The sequence below is a fragment of the Comamonas nitrativorans genome (assembly GCF_042654765.1).
Classification (GTDB): Bacteria; Pseudomonadota; Gammaproteobacteria; order Burkholderiales; family Burkholderiaceae_C; genus Comamonas; species Comamonas nitrativorans.
Genome location: NZ_JBHSEW010000017.1, coordinates 1 through 17,592 on the forward strand (window position 1 = coordinate 1; position 17,592 = coordinate 17,592).

The 17,592-nt window shown below is 67.0% G+C and carries 15 protein-coding genes; 8 read left to right on the top strand and 7 right to left on the bottom strand.

All coding sequences use genetic code 11. The features are described 5' to 3' along the window. Positions 1 to 311 (top strand): MCP four helix bundle domain-containing protein (locus ACFO3A_RS14580; protein WP_377727846.1); only part of this gene is annotated, 311 nt, incomplete at its 5' end. 22 nt (positions 312 to 333) lie between these two features. Here the strand turns inward: ACFO3A_RS14580 and ACFO3A_RS14585 are convergent. Further along, positions 334 to 1,101 (bottom strand): tyrosine-protein phosphatase, encoded by a 768-nt coding sequence (locus ACFO3A_RS14585; protein WP_377727850.1) that lies wholly within the window; start codon positions 1,099 to 1,101, stop codon positions 334 to 336. Beyond that, positions 1,094 to 4,006, bottom strand: a complete 2,913-nt coding sequence (locus ACFO3A_RS14590) for a DNA topoisomerase III (protein ID WP_377727852.1) — start codon at positions 4,004 to 4,006, stop codon at positions 1,094 to 1,096. The genes ACFO3A_RS14585 and ACFO3A_RS14590 overlap by 8 nt, the downstream gene beginning before the upstream one ends. 148 nt (positions 4,007 to 4,154) lie before the next feature. Between ACFO3A_RS14590 and ACFO3A_RS14595 the strand changes: the two genes are divergently transcribed. The 3 genes from ACFO3A_RS14595 to ACFO3A_RS14605 all read left to right on the top strand — a co-directional run bounded on the left by ACFO3A_RS14595 (position 4,155) and on the right by ACFO3A_RS14605 (position 6,193). Continuing rightward, positions 4,155 to 4,967, top strand: a complete 813-nt coding sequence (locus ACFO3A_RS14595) for a biotin--[acetyl-CoA-carboxylase] ligase (RefSeq protein WP_377727854.1) — start codon at positions 4,155 to 4,157, stop codon at positions 4,965 to 4,967. A 20-nt stretch (positions 4,968 to 4,987) separates the two neighbouring features. Then, a complete protein-coding gene (locus ACFO3A_RS14600) occupies positions 4,988 to 5,725 on the top strand; it encodes an SPOR domain-containing protein (RefSeq protein WP_377727857.1) in 738 nt (245 codons plus the stop codon). A gap of 120 nt (positions 5,726 to 5,845) precedes the next feature. Beyond that, positions 5,846 to 6,193, top strand: a complete 348-nt coding sequence (locus ACFO3A_RS14605) for a hypothetical protein (RefSeq protein WP_377727860.1) — start codon at positions 5,846 to 5,848, stop codon at positions 6,191 to 6,193. Between the two features lie 6 nt (positions 6,194 to 6,199). On the opposite strand, the gene ACFO3A_RS14610 is transcribed toward ACFO3A_RS14605, so the two are convergent. Both ACFO3A_RS14610 and ACFO3A_RS14615 read right to left on the bottom strand, forming a co-directional pair. Further along, complete coding sequence (locus ACFO3A_RS14610) at positions 6,200 to 6,937, bottom strand: 16S rRNA (uracil(1498)-N(3))-methyltransferase (protein ID WP_377727862.1); 738 nt, start codon at positions 6,935 to 6,937, stop codon at positions 6,200 to 6,202. 92 nt (positions 6,938 to 7,029) lie between these two features. Further along, on the bottom strand, positions 7,030 to 8,142 hold the full coding sequence (locus ACFO3A_RS14615) for an aminoglycoside phosphotransferase family protein (RefSeq protein WP_377727865.1): 1,113 nt from the start codon (positions 8,140 to 8,142) through the stop codon (positions 7,030 to 7,032). 121 nt (positions 8,143 to 8,263) lie between these two features. Here ACFO3A_RS14615 and ACFO3A_RS14620 point away from each other — a divergent pair, with 121 nt between their 5' ends. From ACFO3A_RS14620 to rsmA, 3 genes are read left to right on the top strand one after another with little or no spacing between them, the layout of a single operon-like run. Beyond that, entirely contained in the window at positions 8,264 to 10,636 is a 2,373-nt protein-coding gene (locus tag ACFO3A_RS14620) for an LPS-assembly protein LptD (protein WP_377727867.1), read from the top strand. A gap of 27 nt (positions 10,637 to 10,663) precedes the next feature. After that, positions 10,664 to 12,067, top strand: coding sequence for a peptidylprolyl isomerase (locus ACFO3A_RS14625; RefSeq protein WP_377727869.1), 1,404 nt, complete (start codon positions 10,664 to 10,666; stop codon positions 12,065 to 12,067). Beyond that, entirely contained in the window at positions 12,064 to 12,849 is a 786-nt protein-coding gene (gene rsmA / locus ACFO3A_RS14630) for a 16S rRNA (adenine(1518)-N(6)/adenine(1519)-N(6))-dimethyltransferase RsmA (RefSeq protein WP_377727872.1), read from the top strand. The genes ACFO3A_RS14625 and rsmA overlap by 4 nt, the downstream gene beginning before the upstream one ends. Positions 12,850 to 12,954: 105 nt before the next feature. On the opposite strand, the gene ACFO3A_RS14635 is transcribed toward rsmA, so the two are convergent. Then, the gene (locus ACFO3A_RS14635; protein ID WP_377727956.1) at positions 12,955 to 14,358 is read right to left on the bottom strand and encodes a sensor histidine kinase; all 1,404 of its coding nucleotides are present in this window, start codon (positions 14,356 to 14,358) and stop codon (positions 12,955 to 12,957) included. 116 nt (positions 14,359 to 14,474) lie between these two features. Continuing rightward, a complete protein-coding gene (locus tag ACFO3A_RS14640) occupies positions 14,475 to 15,347 on the bottom strand; it encodes a gamma-glutamyl-gamma-aminobutyrate hydrolase family protein (protein WP_377727874.1) in 873 nt (290 codons plus the stop codon). Between the two features lie 197 nt (positions 15,348 to 15,544). Here ACFO3A_RS14640 and ACFO3A_RS14645 point away from each other — a divergent pair, with 197 nt between their 5' ends. After that, positions 15,545 to 15,901, top strand: coding sequence for an HPF/RaiA family ribosome-associated protein (locus ACFO3A_RS14645; protein WP_377727877.1), 357 nt, complete (start codon positions 15,545 to 15,547; stop codon positions 15,899 to 15,901). A 109-nt stretch (positions 15,902 to 16,010) separates the two neighbouring features. On the opposite strand, the gene ACFO3A_RS14650 is transcribed toward ACFO3A_RS14645, so the two are convergent. Then, positions 16,011 to 17,411, bottom strand: a complete 1,401-nt coding sequence (locus ACFO3A_RS14650; RefSeq protein ID WP_377727879.1) for an aspartate ammonia-lyase — start codon at positions 17,409 to 17,411, stop codon at positions 16,011 to 16,013. Between the last annotated feature and the right edge of the window lie 181 nt (positions 17,412 to 17,592).

Below are 17,592 nucleotides of genomic sequence, written 5' to 3' on the forward strand. Positions count from 1 at the left end.
TTGGCGAGCTGGATGCTCTGCTGGACCAGGCCTGGGGCAAGCTGGGGGTGTTGACCGGGACAGGGCCGGCGGACACTTTCAGCGCTGCGCTGGCGCATTACCGGCAGGTGCGGGCGCAGATGTTGCAACTGGCGCAACAAGGCGATTTCGACGCCATCCGGCAACTGATTCCCAAGCAGGTGCGGCCCGCCTACGACCACCTGAAAAAGACTTTGGCAGCCCTGGGCAGCGGCACGCGCCACGTCCCCGCCGCCAGCGCCACCGTGGCTGCCTCGGCCACGCCTGTGGCATTGTCGCGGCCCGGCGCGTGAAAGAAAGGCGGGCCGAACCGGGTTACCGCCCCGAGGGCAGCTCCAGATACCGCCCGTGCAGTTCGGCCAGGGCGTCGGGCGTCAGACCGATGGCTTCGTGCAGGTAGCGCTCCATGCTGCCCCAGCTTTGCGCCACGGCGGCGTAGGCGCTGTCCAGGAAGGCGGGCTGCACCGTCCACAGCACTTGCAGCACTTCCTGCGGAATGTGCCGGGCCGCTTGCGCAGCCAGCATCGCCGGGCGGTGGTAGAGCTGGTTGGTGAGCAGATAGTCCTGTGCGATGGCCTCGGGCGCGACGCCCAGGGCGTGCAGCAGCAGGGCGGCGGCCCAGCCGGTGCGGTCTTTGCCGGCGGTGCAGTGAAAGACCAGGGGGCGCTCGTCCTCCAGCAGCAGGGCGAACCAGCGGGCGTACACCGGGGCGGCTTCCAGCACCAGGGCGCGGTAGGTGTCCTGCATCAACGCGACGGTGTCGGGCACGCTCAGGCTGCCGCCGGCTTTGAGCAGTTGCAGGGCTTCCTGCACCACGGTGGGTTCGATGGCCAGGCTGTGCTGCTGCAACTGCGGCCAGGCGTAGCCGTGGTGGGCGCGTTCCTGCGCACCGCGAAAATCGACGGCGCGGGCCACGCCCAAAGCGTCCAGCTGGTGCAGGTCGCCCTCGGTCAGATCGGCCAGGTGGTCGGAGCGGTACACCTGCCCCCAGCGCAGCGCCCGCCCCTGGTGGCCGGTGTAGCCGCCCAGGTCGCGGAAGTTGGTGCAGCCGTGCAGGCGGATGTGGCGTCGGGGTTCAGGCATTGGCGACCAGATGCGGGCCGATCAGGCCGGTGAGTTCGAACATGCCGGCGCGGTCCTTGCCCAGCACGGCCCGCAGTTTGTCGTCGGCGACGATGGTGCGCTTGTCCTGCGGGTCTTGCAGGTTGTGCGCCTTGATGTAGTCCCAGAGCTTTTTCAGCGCCTCGGTACGGGCCACGGCATCGCTGCCGATGACGGCGGCCAGGGCGGCATCGGGGCGGTAGTTGGCCGCTGCGGTTTTACGAGCTGGTGCCGCTTTGCTGGTGCTGGTTTTAGCTGCTTTTGTGGATGAAGTGCTTGTTTTTCCAGCGGTAGAAGCTACCGTTTTTGCTGCACGGGCGGGGTATTTGCTTTCGCGCTGCTCGAACTCGAAGCCGACCTTGCTGCCCGCCTTGTCCCATACCAGATGCGCCTTGAAGGTGCGGCGCGTGCGGTTGGAGACGAATTTGTCCAGCAGGTCGGTCTTGCCGGTGGCCAGCAGTTTCTGCATCTGCTCGGGGGCGATGGGCTGTTGCAGGATGACCTGGCCGGATTTGAAGCTGCAATTGGGCGCGGGCTGCGCGGCGGTGGGCACGGCCTTGCTGCACACGTAGTTGCTGCCGTGGGCGAACACCGGGGCGCCGCACGCCGGGCACGCGCCCAGGCTGGTCTGGCCGCTGAAATCGACGATCTCGCCGCTGGCCTCGCCCGCCTTGTCGTCGCCGAAGTCGAACTCCAGCTTGAACTGGCCGGTTTCCTTGTCGGTGACGATGGCCAGCTCCGAGGCAAACGGCCAGCCCGCCTTGGAGCGGAAGCCCTCCAGCGGGCCGATGCGCCGTTCGCGCAGCAGGGTTTCGGCCTCGTGCGTTTCAAAGGTGCGCCCGGCAGGCGATTTGGTGAAGGAGAAGCCGCAGCCCTCGCCCTCGCCATTGGCCCCGGTGCAGGCGTAGCGGCGGTAGTTCTCCTTGACGACGCCGTCGCACTGCGGGCACGGCGAGGTCAGCGTGGCGTAGTTGCCGGGGATGGTGTCGCGGTCGTATTCCTTGGCTTTCTGCACCAGGCGCTCGGTCATCTGGGCGATCTGCTGCATGAACTGGGCGCGGGGCAGCTCGCCGCGCTCCATCTGCGCCAGCTTGTATTCCCATTCGCCGGTCAGCTCGGGCTTGCACAGCTCCTGCACGTCCAGGCCGCGCAGCAGGGTCATGAGCTGGAAGGCCTTGGCCGTGGGCAGCAGCTCGCGGCCCTCGCGCAGCAGGTATTTTTCGGTCAGCAGCCCTTCGATGATGGCGGCGCGGGTGGCCGGGGTGCCCAGGCCTTTTTCCTGCATGGCGCTGCGCAGCTCTTCATCCTCGACCTGCTTGCCCGCGCTTTCCATTGCGCCCAGCAGGGTGGCTTCCGAATAGCGGGCGGGCGGCTTGGTGTGCAGCGGCTTGGCCTGGGCCAGCGCCACGCGGGGGTGTTCGCCGGGCTGCACCGCCACCAGGGGCTGGCCCTTGTCGCCATCCTTGGCCCCGTCCTTCGCTTCGCTGGCCGCTTCCTTGCCGTAAATGGCCAGCCAGCCGGGGTGGATGAGTACCTTGCCCTCGGTCTTGAACTGGTGCTGCATGACCTGGCTGATGCGCGTCGTCACCTGGTACTGCGCGGCGGGGAAGAACACGGCCATGAAGCGGCGCACCACCAGGTCGTAGAGCTTTTGCTCGGCTTCGGACAGGCCGCTGGGCGCCTGCGTGGTGGGGATGATGGCGAAGTGATCGCTTACCTGGCTGTTGTCGAACACGCGCTTGGTCGGGCGCAGGTAGTTGTGGTCGAGCGCCTGGCGGGCAAACGGGGCCAGATGGGTGTGGTGCGAGGCGGCCAGCATCTCCAGCGTCTGGCGCGTGGTGGGCAGGTAGTCCTCGGGCAGATGGCGCGAATCGGTACGCGGGTAGGTCAGCGCCTTGTGCTTTTCGTACAGCGCCTGCGCCAGCGCCAGCGTGGTTTTGGCGGAAAAGCCGAATTTGCCGTTGGCCTCGCGCTGCAGGCTGGTCAGGTCGAACAGCAGGGGGCTGGCCTGGGTGCTGGGCTTGGATTCTTCCGTGACCGTGGCGCTTTGCCCCTGCACGGCGCTGGCGATGGCCTGGGCGGCTTCCTGGCTCCACAGGCGGTCGGCGCGGGCTTCGGGGTCGTCGGATTTCTTGAAATTGGGGTCGAACCACTTGCCCAGGTACTGCCCGGCCTGGGCGGCGAAGTTGGCGTGGATCTCGAAATACTCCCGGCTTTTGAAGGCACGGATTTTTTCCTCGCGCGAGACGATGAGCGACAGCGTCGGCGTCTGCACCCGGCCCACGGTGGTCAGGAAGAAGCCGCCGTCGCGCGAGTTGAACGCCGTCATCGCCCGCGTGCCGTTGATGCCGACCAGCCAGTCCGCCTCGGAGCGGCTGCGGGCCGCGTCGGCCAGACCGTGCATCTGCGCATCGGTGCGCAGGTGGTTGAAACCGTCGCGGATGGCCTGCGGCGTCATCGACTGCAGCCACAGCCGGCTCACGGGCTTGCCCAGGCCGCCTTTGGCGCCACCGGCGTACTGCTCGATCAGGCGAAAGATCAGCTCCCCCTCGCGGCCCGCGTCGCAGGCGTTGATGAGTTGCGTCACGTCCTTGCGCTTGGCCTGCTTGACGACGGCGGCCAGGCGGCTTTTGGTCTTGTCGACGGGTTTGAGGTCGAAGCGCGGCGGGATGACGGGCAGGTGGGCAAAGCTCCACTTGCCGCGTTTGACGTCGAATTCTTCCGGCGCCTGGATTTCCACCAGGTGGCCGACGGCGCTGGTGACGACGTAGCGTTCGTTTTCGAAATAGTCGTCGTGCTTGTCGAATTTGCCCGCAACCGGGGTTAGCGCCCGAACGATGTCTTGGGCCACCGAGGGCTTTTCTGCGATGACGAGGGTTTTGCTCATGCTCATGCTGGGCCGGGAAGGCCTTCTACAATGGGTCGGTTTTGTAAAGTTGGTGTCTCACGCGTGCGCACGCACGCATACCTGTTCAAGTTATCAGAGTTTTTCATGTCCGGCACCGCCCGCGCAATTTTTCGATTCAAGGCCCCCCATGCTCTGGCACGCTGAAGACCTGTGGCAGCACACTGCCGCCCTGCTGCCCGGTTTCACCGTCGAGGTGCTGCCCAGCATCGACTCGACCAACACCGAACTCATGCGCCGCGCCCGCGCCGGGCACACCGACCCGGTGCTGCTCGTCACCGAGGAACAGACTGCCGGCAAAGGCCGCCAGGGCCGTCCCTGGAGCAACGCCCCGGGCAGCAGCCTGATGTGTTCGCTGGGCCTGGTGCTGGCGCCGCACGACTGGTCGGGCCTGTCGCTGGCCGTCGGCCTGGCCGTGGCGCAGGCGCTGCAACCCACCGCGCCGCACGCGCCGCTGCGCATCGGCCTGAAATGGCCCAACGACCTGTGGCTGACGGACGACCGCAAGCTCGGCGGCATCCTGATCGAAACGGCCAACCTGCCGCACGCCCACCAAGGAGGACAGGGCGGGCGCTACGTCATCGTCGGCATCGGCCTGAACATCCTGCCCCCGGCCCAGACCGGCGCCTGGACGACGCCCCCCGCCTGCCTCCAGGAACTCGACCCGCGCTGGACGGCCCCGCTGGCCCTGGCCCAGTTGCTGCCCATGCTGGTGCGCCAGCTGCTGGAATTTGCCGAAAGCGGCTTTGCCCCCTGCGTGACCCAGTTCGCCGCCCTGGACGTGCTGCGTGGCCGCCCCGTCCACACCAGCGACGGGCTGGCGGGCCTGGCCCTGGGCGTCGGCCCGGACGGCGCTCTGCACATTGAAACCGCCCACGGCGTGCAGGCCATCCACAGCGCCGAAGTCAGCGTGCGCCCGCACAATATGCCTTTGCCCCGCTAAACCGCTAATCTTCCACTGCCATGTTGCGTTTCGTCTTGCTGATCCTGTTTGCCGCCAACCTGGGCTATGCCGCCTGGGGCCAGGGCTGGCTGACGGCGGTCGGCTGGGGGCCAGGCCAGACCAGCGAACCCTGGCGGCTGGAAAAGCAGATGCGCCCCGAGGCCGTGCAGCTCCTGAACGGCACCGCCAGCCCCACGCCCGTCGCAGATGCGGCCCCCATCGCTGCGTCAGCAACCGACGCCACCGAACCGGCCCCTCTGGAAACGGAAACGCCGGCCCCGGCCACCGCCGCAACCGAGATCGCCACGCAGTGCCTGGAGGCCGGCCCCTTCACCCAGGAAGAAACCAAAACCCTGCGCAGCGCCCTGCGGGCCCAGGAGCTGCCCTGGGACAGCTACGAGCTGCGCACCCAGGAAGTGGCCGGACGCTGGATGGTCTACCTGGGCAAATTCCCCAGCCCGGAACTGCTGGCCCGGCAACGCGCCTCGCTGCGGGCGCAGGGCATCGACACCGACCGCGCCGGCGGCAACCTGGAGCCGGGCCTGTCGCTGGGCCGCTTCTCCTCCGAAGAAGCCGCCACCCGCGAGCTGACCCGCCTGCTGCGCAGCGGCGTGCGTGGCGCCCGCGTGGTGCAGGAACGGGCCACGACCCAGGTCTTTACCCTGCGCCTGCCCGCCGTCACTGCCGCGCAGCAAGCCAAGCTGGCCGCCCTGGCCCCGGCGCTGGGCGGCAAGGCCCTGGAAGCTTGTGCGGAGTGACTGAATAAAGCAAAGCGCCCGGCCCGGTGGATGGCCTTGCTTTTTTTGCGCAAGCCCTCTATATCTGACGGTAATACCCTGGCAGATCAGCAGCCTGGAAACGCGAAAGGAGGCATCCCCATGACCACCGCCCTGACTCCCGTTGTCGCTGGCAACGCCAGCATGGCCCGCAGCCAGACTGCGGTGCAGGAAGCCCAGCGCGAAGCGCAACACGCCGAGCAAGCCGCCCAGCGCCTGCGCCGCCAGGCCGATGCAGCGCAACGCAGCGCCGACCGGGAACAGGCCCAGGCCGACGACGTGCAGCGCAAATCCCATGCGGCGGACAGCCGTTCGGACAGCGCCCGCAGCGCCGTCGATAGCGCCCGCGCCCGGCAATCGCTGGATGTGCTGCGCCTGCAACCCGAACCGCCAACCTTTACCAGCCCCAGCGGCGATATCACCGGGCTGATCCTGAACGCGACCGCTTGAACGTGTTTACCCGGCATCCAGCAGCGCCAGCGCCGCCAGCGGGGCGGTTTCGGCCCGCAGCACCCGGGGGCCGAGCGTGACGGGGGCAAAACCGGCGGCCAGGGCGGCCTCTTCTTCGGCCGGACTCAAACCGCCTTCGGGGCCGGAGAGCAGCACCACCGGCCCCGTGCCGGGGGGCACGGCCTGCAGCAAGGGCCGGCTGCCCGGGGCCAGGGACAGGACGACGCGGCTTTCATCCGCTGGCCGAGAAGGCCGGGGCTGCGCGGCCAGCCACTGCGCCAGCGTGACGGCGGGGTGCAGCAGCGGCACCTGGTTGCGCCCGCACTGCTCGCACGCGGCCACGGCCACGGCCTGCCAGTGTTCGCGCTTTTTCTCGCCGCGTTCGCCCTTGAGCTTGAGGACGCTGCGCTCGGCCAGCAGCGGGGTGAGGCTGGCCGCGCCCAGTTCGGTGGCTTTTTCCACCAGCCAGTCCATGCGCTCGTTGGCCGTGATGCCGGCCAGCAGATGCACCGGGCGGCGGTGTTCGCAGTCGATGGCTTCGTGCGCCAGCACCCGCACGCGCACATGGCTGCGGCCCATTTCCAGCACCTCGGCCTGCCACTGGCCCTGGCCGGCCTCCCCGGTGAACAGTGTGATGACGGCGCCCGGCTGCAGGCGCAGCACCTGGACGTGGCGGGCCGCCCCGGCGGGCAGGTCGAATGTGGCCTGGGCTTGAATGGGCAGGGGACAGTAAAAGCGGGGCATATCGAAAAAAGGAGCTTTTACCGCTGGTATTCATTGAGTTTCAGGCTGTTTCATGGCTGAAATCCTTGCTATATCAGCGATAACAGCTATGGTTACACTCGTCCGTAGGCAAAGCCGAACTGCGGCTGGATGTTTTCCACCTGATCGACCAGGCGCAGCAGCGGCGCCAGCTCGCGGTAGCGGCTGCAGGTGCTGCGGATGTAGTGGATGAAGCGCGGCGCGTCGGCCAGGTATTTGGGCTTGCCGTCGCGCAGCGTCAGCCGCGCGAAGATGCCGGCCACTTTCAGGTGGCGTTGCAGGCCCATCCATTCGACGGCGCGGTAGAACTCGCCGAAGTCCGCGCCCCAGCCGCTTTGGCTGGCCGCGCCGACCAGTCCGGCCTTGCGGGCCTTTTCCCAGTAACGCACGGTGATGTCGATGACGAAATCCTCGTCCCAGCTGATGAAGGCATCGCGCAGCAGGCTGGCGATGTCGTAGGTGACGGGGCCGTACACGGCGTCCTGAAAGTCCAGCACCGCCAGCGGCTGGGTGCGCGGGTCGGCAGGCACCATCAGGTTGCGCGGCATGAAGTCGCGGTGCACGAACACGCTGGGCGCGGTCAGGTTTTCCGCCACGATGCGCTCGAACGCCTGCTCCAGCGTGGCCCGTTGCCGGTCGTCCAGCACGGCCTGGCGGTGCTGGCCCAGGTACCAGTCCGGGAACAGTTGCAGCTCGCGGCGCAGCAGCGCGGCGTCGTACGCGGGCAGCACGCCGGGGCGCGATGCCTGCTGCCAGGGCAGCAGCAGGTCGCTGGCGTGGCGGTACCAGGCCTGGGCGTCCTCGGGGCGGTCGGCATCCAGGATGTCGATCAGCGTCTGCGTGCCCACGTCGGACAGCAGCATGAAGCCATGCTCGGCATCCCAGTCCAGGATTTCCGGCACGCGCAGCCCGGCGGCGTGCAGCAGCGCCTGCACCTGCACGAAGGGGCGGCAGTCTTCCTTGTCCGGCGGCGCATCCATGATGATGCGGCTGACGCCCGCCTGCGTATCGACCCGCAGGTAGCGCCGGAAGCTGGCATCGGCCGAGGCGGGCCGTACCGTTGCCGGGCGCAGGCCGTGCGTCGGCACCAGGGTGTCGAGCCAGGCGCGGAAGGCCTGGGCACGTTGCGAATCCGCCCAAACGACGGCGGCAGAGGGATTTAGGGGGGGAGAGGTGGTAGCGCTCATGGATAATCCGCATTCTACAAACCCGTACCAACCGCCCCGCACCCTGGGGGCGCCGCCGTCCTCGATTCTCTGTCTGCCCACTGTGCTTGTCCGTCCACGCCCTCTGCCTACTGTACGTACAGTGCGCCTGCGTCCCTTGGCCCTGGCCTGCGCCTTCCCGGTAGCCGTTGCCGCCCAGGCCAGCACCTGGGACGCACCCCTGCCGCCCCCCGCCCTGAAAGCCAGCCCCCGCCTGCAGGAAGCGCTGCCCGCGCAAACGCACAGCCAGCTGCCGACTTATATTGAAGCCGATCGCTTCGAAGGCCAGACCGACATCCGCGCCCGCCTGCAAGGCCACGTCCAGCTGCGCCGGGGCGACACCGTGATCCGCGCCGACCAGGCCGACTACACCCTGGCCGACGATACCGTGATCGCCCAGGGCAACGTGCATATCAACCGGGGCGGCAACATCTACCGGGGCACCCGGCTCAAGCTCCAGGTCGATGCCTTCCAGGGCGACTTCACCGAGGCGTCGTACCGCTTCCTGGACACCCAGGGCCACGGCGACGCCCAGCGCGTCGAATTTCTGAGCCGTGATCGCACCACCGTGCATCAGGCCTCGTACACCACCTGCCAGCGCGACGACAGCGAGGGCTGGGCGCCGGACTGGGTTCTGCAGGCCCGGCGCATGGAGCTGGACCGCGCCACCGACACCGGCGTGGCCTACGGCGGCGTGCTGAAATTCAAGGGCGTGCCCATCCTGCCCGTGCCGGCGGTGAGCTTTCCGCTGTCGGACAAGCGCAAGTCCGGCCTGCTGCCGCCGACCATCGGCATCGACAGTGTCAGCGGCGTGGAGTACGCCCAACCGTACTACTGGAACATCGCCCCGAACCGCGACGCCACCATCACCCCCACGCTGATGAGCAAGCGCGGCGTGAACCTGGGCACCGAATTTCGCTACCTGGAGCGGCAGTTCAGCGGCGATCTGACCCTCAACTACATGCCCGACGACCGCCTGCGCGAGCGCGACCGCTGGTCCTACGCCTGGCGCAACCAGGCCGACCTGTCCCCGCTGCTGGCCGGGCTGCGGGCCGACTGGAAAATCCACCGCGTCAGCGACAACGACTACTGGCGCGACTTCTCCCTGCCCGGCAGCGGCGGCCTGACCAACGAGCGCCTGATCGAAAGCCACGGCGCCCTGTCCTGGGCGCGGGACGGCCACAGCCTGCTGGCGCGGGCGCAGAAATGGCAGACCCTGCAGGACGTGGACGCTCCCATCACCCCGCCGTTCGACCGCCTGCCGCAACTGCAATGGCGCTACACCCCGCTGGCGCTGCACAACCCGCTGGGGCTGGACTGGAGCCTGGAAGCCGACACCACCCGCTACCGCGCCCGCACCGTGGACGGGCGCCAGCACATCGACAACGGCCAGCGCAGCTACTTTGCCGCCCAGGTGGCCCGGCCCTTCCTGCGCCCGGGCAGCTTCGTCACGCCCAAACTGCAACTGCACACGGCCAACTACCGCTTTGAAAACGACCGGCCCGGCCGCGCCAGCAGCCACTCGCTGGCCGTGCCCACCGCCAGCCTGGACAGCGGCCTGATCTTCGAGCGCCCCACCCAGGTGCGCGGGCGCAGCTACGTGCAAACGCTGGAGCCGCGTGCCTTCTACACCTATACGCCCTACCGCGACCAGTCCATGCTGCCGCTGTACGACACGGCGCTGTCGGACTTCAACCTGACCAGCATCTACAGCGAAAACAGCTACACCGGCCACGACCGCATTGCCGACAACCACATGGTCACCCTGGGCCTGACCACCCGCTACCTGAATGCCGACACCGGCGCCGAGGTTGCCCGCTTCGGCGTGGCCCAGCGCCTGCGTCTGGCCGACCAGCGTGCCACCCTGGGCTACGACGCGCCGGGGACCAAGGGCTGGTCGGACATCCTGGTCGGCGCCGGCGTCAAGTGGGGCACCCGCTGGGCCACCGACGCCCTGGTGCAGTACAACCGCGACATCCAGCGCACCACGCGCTCGGCCGTTACCGGGCGCTATAGCCCCGGGCCGTTCAAGGTGGTCAGTGCCGCCTACCGCTACCAGCGCGAAAACAGCACCCAGATCGCCAACCAGGGCAGCGAGCAGATCGACCTGGGCTGGCAATGGCCGCTGAACGCCGCCGCCAGGGCGCAGACCCCGGGCAACGGCCCCGCTGCCAAGGGCCGCTGGTACAGTGTCGGGCGCCTGAACTACAGCCTGTCCGACAAGAAGCTGGTCGATACCGTCATCGGCTTCGAATACGACAGCTGCTGCTGGATTGGCCGCGTGGTGGTCGAACGCCTGCAGAACAGCGTCACCCGGGCCAATACCCGGCTGCTGTTCCAGCTCGAATTCGTCGGCTTCTCGCGCCTGAGCCTGGGCGCCGACCCGCTGTCCAGCCTGCAGGAGCATGTCCCCGGCTACCAAAGCCTGCGCAGCCAGGCCCCGGCTGCGCCCAGCCGCTTCAGCAATTACGATTAATCCCTTTTCTTTCCCCAGCCTGCCACGATGCTTCGCCTGAACACTCTGTCCCACCCGTTCACCCTCGGCCTGACCTGCCTGGTTCTGGCTTGCGCCAGCAACGCAGCCCCCACGGCCCAGGATGCCCCAGGCCAGCCGGCCCAGACCAGCCTGGAAAAAGCCCTGACCCAGTCGGCCACCCCCACCCCGGTGGCCGGCCCCCGGACGGCGGACTTCATCGTCGCCATCGTCAATTCCGAGCCGATCACCCGCAACGAGGTGCAAGTGCGCAGCCAGCGCGTGTTGCAGGCCATGGCCCAGCAAGGCAGCCAGTCCCTGCCCACGCTGGCGCAACTGGCGCCCGAGGTACTCGAACGCCTGATCGCCGAAAAAGCCCAGGTGCAGCAGGCCCGCGAAACCGGCATCCGCGTGGACGACTTTGCCGTGCAGCAGGCCGTGCTGAACGTGGCCGCGCAAAGCGGCGGCACCCTGGCCGACCTGCAGGCCGAGTTGCGCCGCCAGGGCATCAGCGAAACGCGCTTCCGCCAGGAAATCCGCGACCAGCTGATGATGCAGCGCCTGCGCGAGCGCGACGTGAACGGCCGCGTCAAAGTCACCGACCAGGACATCGACCAATACCTGGCCGAGCAGAAGCAGCGCGGCGACCAGGGCCCGGCCCAGGCGCTCAACCTGGGCCACATCCTGATCGCCGTGCCGGAAAACGCCCCCGCCGCCCAGACGCACGAGCTGGAGCAACGCGCCCAGCAGGCCGTGCAGGCGCTGCGCAGCGGCGTCGACCTGCAGACCGTGGCCAAGCGCTACTCGGATGCGGGCGAGCCTGAAATGGGCCTGCGCCCGGCCGACCGCTATCCCCAGGCTTTCGTGCAGGCCGTGGGCACGACCCCCGTGGGCGGCCTGATCGGGCCGCTGCGCTCGCCCGCCGGATTCCACATTCTGGTGGTGCTGGATAAAAGCGCCACCGGCGTGCCCAGCGTCGTCACGCAGAACCACGCCCGCCACATCCTGCTGCGCCCCTCGGCCCAGATGAGCGAAGAGCAGGCCGCCGCGCAGCTGCAAGAGCTGCGCCAGCGCATCGAGCGCGGCCAGGCCAGCTTTGCCCAGTTGGCCCAGCAGTATTCGCAGGACGGCAGCGCCCCCGAAGGCGGCGACCTGGGCTGGTCCAGCCCAGGCCAGTTCGTGCCGGAGTTCGAGCAGGCACTCGACCGCCTGCAGCCGGGCGAGATCAGCCAGCCCATCGTCTCGCGCTTTGGCGTGCACCTGATTCAGCTGGAAGACCGCCGCCAGGTCACCCTCAACCCGCGCCAGCAGCGCGAAATGCTGCGCAACGTGGTGCGCGAGGAAAAGCTGGAAAAGGCCTATGCCAACTGGCTGCAGGAGCTGCGCGGCCAGGCCTACGTGGAATACCGCAACACCGAGGCGAACGGCCAGTGAAGCCACCCGCCCAGCACATCGCCCGCAAGCGCTTCGGCCAGAACTTCCTGGTCGATGACGGCATCATCGACAACATCGTGCGGGCCATCGGCCCCCAGCCCGGCCAGCCCGTGGTGGAGATCGGCCCGGGCCTGATGGCGCTGACCCAGCCGCTGCTCGAACGCCTGGGCCAGCTCACGGTGATCGAACTGGACCGCGATCTGGCCGCCCGGCTGCGGGGCCGCCAGGGGCTGAAGGTGGTGGAAAGCGATGTGCTGAAGGTCGATTTCACCGCCCTGGCGGCCGAACTGGGCGTGCCCCGGCTGCGCGTGGTGGGCAACCTGCCGTACAACATCTCCAGCCCCATCCTGTTTCACCTGCTCGATCACGTCGATGCGGTGCAGGATCAGCACTTCATGCTGCAAAAAGAGGTGATCGACCGCATGGTGGCGCAACCGGCCACGGCGGACTATGGCCGCCTGACGGTGATGCTGCAATGGCGCTATGCCATGGAAAACGTGCTGTTCGTGCCGCCCGAGAGCTTTTCCCCGCCGCCCAGGGTCAACAGCGCCGTGGTGCGGATGCTGCCGCGCAGCGCCCCGGCCCGGCTGGAGCGGGCCGTGCTGGAGGAACTGGTGCAGGTGGCCTTCAGCCAGCGGCGCAAGATTTTGCGCAACACCCTGGGGCGCTGGCTGGAAGGCAAAGGGTTTGCCGGCGACTTCGACCTGCAACGCCGCGCCGAAGAAGTCAGCGTGGCCGAGTACGAAACCCTGGCCGCTGCCGTGTCCGCGCCGCCGACTTAAGAACGTCTTTATTCATAAAAAAGGAGCTGCTACCGCTGGTGCTCATTGGATTTCAGATGGTTTCAACCCTGAAATCCTTTGAATACCAGCGGTAGCAGCTCCTTTTTAATACGCATCCGCAGGCGCATCGCAGACCGGCAGGCGCACGCTCATACAGGCGCCCGGCGGCTTGCGCCCCGGGTGGGCATCCTGCACAAACAGCGTGCCGCCGTGCTGGATGGCAATTTCCTGGACGATGGGCAGCCCCAGCCCGGAGCCGTCGGCCTCGTTGCCCAGGACGCGGTAAAAGGGCTGGAGTACCAGGCTCTTTTCCTCGTCGGCAATACCGGGGCCGTTGTCCTCCACCTGCAACACGACATGGCCGCTGAAAGGGTCGGGCAGCACCCGCGCCGTGACCACGGCCGGGCGCTCGGGCGTCGAGGGGCTGTAGTGGATGGCATTGGTAATCAGATTGCTCATCAGCTCCTGCAGCAGGGTCGGGCTGCCGAGTACCCAGACCCCGGCGTCCTCCTCGTCGGCTCCCTCGTAGCCCAGATCGGTATTTTTCGCCAGGGCCAGGGGCAGCACGTCCTGCACCACCGCCACCATCAACGCCACCAGATTGCACGGCTGGCGCTGCAGGCTGGCGCTGCCGCCCTCGGCCCGGGCCAGCGCCAGCAATTGGTTGACCGTGTGCGTGGCGCGGATGCTGGAGCGGCTGATCAGCTGCAGCGAGCGCTTCAGTTCCTCGGCGCTGACGTCCAGGCGCAGGGCCAGGTCGGCCTGCATCCGCAGGCCGGCCAGCGGGGTTTTCAACTGGTGCGCGGCATCGGCCAGAAAACGCTTTTGCGTGGCCAGCGATTCATTGAGGCGCTGCAGCAGGTCATTCACCGCATCGACCAGGGGCAGCACCTCCTGGGGGACGGAGCGCAGGTTCAGGGGCGAGAGGTCTTCGGGCTTGCGGGCGCGGATGCGCTCCTCCAGACGGTGCAGCGGCTGGATGCCCCGGGCCAGCGCCAGCCAGACCAGCAGCACCGCCAGCGGCAGGATGGCGAACTGCGGCAGCATCACGCCCTTGATGATTTCGGCGGCCAGCATGCTGCGCTTCTCCCGTGTCTCGGCCACCTGGATCAGCACCGGCCCCCCGGAAGGCAGGGGCAGTTGAATCCACAGCGCCGCCACCCGGATGGCGATGCCGCGCAGCTCATCGTCACGCAGCACGACCTGTCCCAGCGGCGGGGTCGGGGTGTCGTGCAAAACCGGAAAATCGTGCTCCCCGGCAATCCACTGCCCGCCCTGGGTGCGCACCTGGTAGTACATCAGGTCGGCCTCGTCGGTGCGCAGCACCTCGTAGGCGGCCAGTGCCTGGTTGAAACCGATGCGGCCATCGGACTCGATCTCCACCTGCTGCGCCAGCGCATGGGCGTTGTATTCCAGCGCCCGGTCGAACGGCTTGTTGGCCAGCGACTGCGCGACCAGCCAGGTCAGCGCCAGACTCAGCGGCCACAGCAGCAGCAGGGGCGTGAGCATCCAGTCCAGGATTTCGCCAAACAGGGAGCGATGCTCCCGCTGGAAAATCTTGAGTACCGATTTATGAGTGTTTTTGCGCTTTTGCACAGAAGGGACAAGCGTTGCGAGCTACGATTTTAGCGTGAGCGCAACAGCGCCCGGCGCAGCAGCCGCGCCGCCCGGTCGCGGATCTGGAAGGGGCTGTGGCTGCGGGCCGGACGCTGCTTGGCCAGGGCACAGGCCGCCAGAAAATCGTCGAGCAGCGGGCGGCTTTCCAGCGTCGGGCATTCGGGAATATGAAATTCCGGGTGCCACTGCGTTGCCGCCACATAGCTCTTGCCCCGGCTTTGCCGGTAAATGGCTTCGGCAATGCCGTCGGGCAGGCTCCAGGCCTCCACGGCAAAGCCGGGGGCCACCTGCTTGATCGCCTGGTGGTGGATGCTGTTGACCCGCGCCGTGCGCACGCCGGGGTAGAGCTGCGCCAGGTGCGAGCCTTCGATCACCTCGATATCGTGCTGGTGGCGGTCATAGGCATGGGCATTGCGATGCACCTGGGCGCCGGGCACCTGGGTCAGGATGTCCTGGTAAAGCGTGCCGCCAAAGGCCACGTTGATCAGCTGCAAACCCCGGCAAACACCAAAAATCGGCTTGCCGGCCTGGCTGAAGGCCTCGACCACGGCCAGGTCGTACAGGTCGCGCACCCGGTCGCCCAGCCATTCGGGGCGCAAAGGTTCTTCGCCATAGCTGCCGGGCCAGACGTCGGCGCCGCCGTGCATGACCACGCCGTCGAGCCAGTCGGCGTAATGCGCCAGGGTGACATCGCCCTTAGCCGTCTCGCCCGTCGGGCAGGGCACCATCACCACCATCGCCCCGGCGGACATGATCCAGTGGGCGATGGACTGCTCGACGTATTGCAGCGTCTTGCCGGTAAACAGCGGCCGCGAGGGATCGGCGTGGGAGAAGCAGGCCGAAAGGCCGATTTTCAAGCGGTGGGAAGCGGGTAAAGACATGGAATGAAACCAGCGTGACGCCCCTGGTTGTAACCCCTGGTGGGGGTTTTGTCACCTAGGGCCGATTCTTGGGGACGAATGTTTTTCCGGGGGCATTTTGGGTTTAGGATGTACCCAGGTCGGTGGAAAAATGCCGCTGGCACCACCGGATTTTGCACTGCACTCACCTGCAGTGAGCGTGAAAAAGGAGGATATGGATGCAAGTACAAGTTCATGCCGACGATTCCATCCAGGGCGGTGATTCCCTGGCGCAATGGGCCCAGGAAGAGGTGAATGCCAAACTCTCGCGCCTGAAAGAATACGTGGTGCGCGTGGAGGTCTTCCTCTCCGAAGTCGATGCCCTCAAAAGCACCGGCGGCCCCGGCAAGAAGTGCGTACTGGAGACCCGTGCCAATGGCCGTCCGCCGATTGCGGTGAACGCCGAGGCCGAAAAGGTCAAGGATGCCTTCTCCGCCGCACTGGAAAAACTGCGCCGTGCCGTGGAAACCGACCTCGACAAAGTCAAAGACAAGAACGGTCGCGAAAGCGTCCGTGGGGTGGAAGACACGGTATAAGCCCGCTATAAACCCGGCATCTGACGGGTAAAACAGGCAGGCCCTCTTGCGAGGGCCTGTTTTTTTATGCCGTCAGCTGTACCGGCTGCTGCGGCAGCCGGACAGGCGCTCAGGCTGCAGTCAGCGCCCCCGGGGTGGTGAGCTTGTCGGCCACCAGCAGCGACTGCATCTTTTCCTGGTTCATGATGCCCAGGTCTTCGGCCACCTGGGCGATGGGCTTGCCGTTGGCAATCGCGGTCTTGGCGATCTTGGCGGCTTTTTCGTAGCCGATCAGCGGGTTCAGCGCCGTCACCAGCGTGACCGACTCGTTGATACGCGCATCCAGCAGGGAGGTGTTGGCCTCGATGCCTTCGACGCAGTTGACCTGCAGCGTGCGGCAGGCCGCCGCCAGGTGGCGCAGGCTTTTGTGCAGCGCCCAGGCCATCAGCGGCTCGAAGGCATTGAGCTGCAACTGCCCGGCTTCCACGGCCATGGTGATCGCCGCATCGTTGCCGATGACTTCAAAGCAGGCGATGTTCATCACTTCCGGAATCACCGGATTGACCTTGCCGGGCATGATGGACGAGCCGGCCTGGCGGGCCGGCAGCTTGATGTCGCCGACGCCGGCTTGCGGGCCCGAGGACAGCAGGCGCAGGTCGTTGCTGATCTTGGAGAGTTTGACGGCAATGCGCTTCAGGATGCCCGAAATGTCGGCAAACACGCCGGTATCGGCGGTACCGGCAATCATGTCTGCGGCTTTCACCACCGGCACGCCCGAGAACTCGGCCAGCTTGGCCGTGACGACATCGGCGTAGCCCACCGGGGCGTTGATGCCGGTGCCGATGGCCGTGCCGCCCATGTTCACTTCGCACAGCAGGCTGGCCGATTCGCGCAGGCGTTTTTCGTCGGCGGCGACCATCGAGACAAAGGCGGCAAATTCCTGCCCCAGGGTCATCGGCACGGCGTCCTGCAACTGGGTGCGGCCGATTTTCAGGATGTCCTTGAACTCTTCCGACTTGGCCTGGAAAGCGCCGCGCAGCGCGGCCAGGGCGGCCAGCAGGTCCTGAATGCCGAAGTAGGTGGCCAGCTTCACCGCCGTGGGGTAGGTGTCGTTGGTCGATTGCGAGGCGTTCACATGGTCGTTGGGGTGGATGGCCGCGTAAGCGCCCTTGGGCTGGCCAATGATTTCCAGCGCACGGTTGGCGATCACTTCGTTGGCGTTCATGTTGGTCGAAGTGCCCGCACCGCCTTGCAGCACGTCCACGACGAAATGCTCGTCGAATTGACCGGCGGCCACGTCATCACAGGCTTTGGCGATGGCTTCGGCCTGCCGGGCGTCGATCACGCCCATGGCCAGGTTGGCGGCGGCGGCGGCTTTTTTCACATAGGCAAAAGCGCGGATCAGGTTGGGCATCTGCGCCACGCTGTGGCCGGTGATGGGGAAGTTCTCCACCGCACGGGCGGCATGGACGCCCCAGTAGGCGGTATCGGGCAGGTCCTTGGAACCGAGGAAGTCGCTTTCTTGACGCATGGTCACACTCTCGCTGAAAAATAAAACGGTGTTCTGGGTGCAGCGCCGCCAGGGCGCTTTTTTGTCAGCGCCCAGGCAGCAGCGCCTTGTTCCGCTGGGTCATGGCTCGGCGCGTGACCGAAGGCCCGGGGGAACAAGGCGTCCCCGCAATTATTGGTTTTTTTATGGTCTACACCCCCTA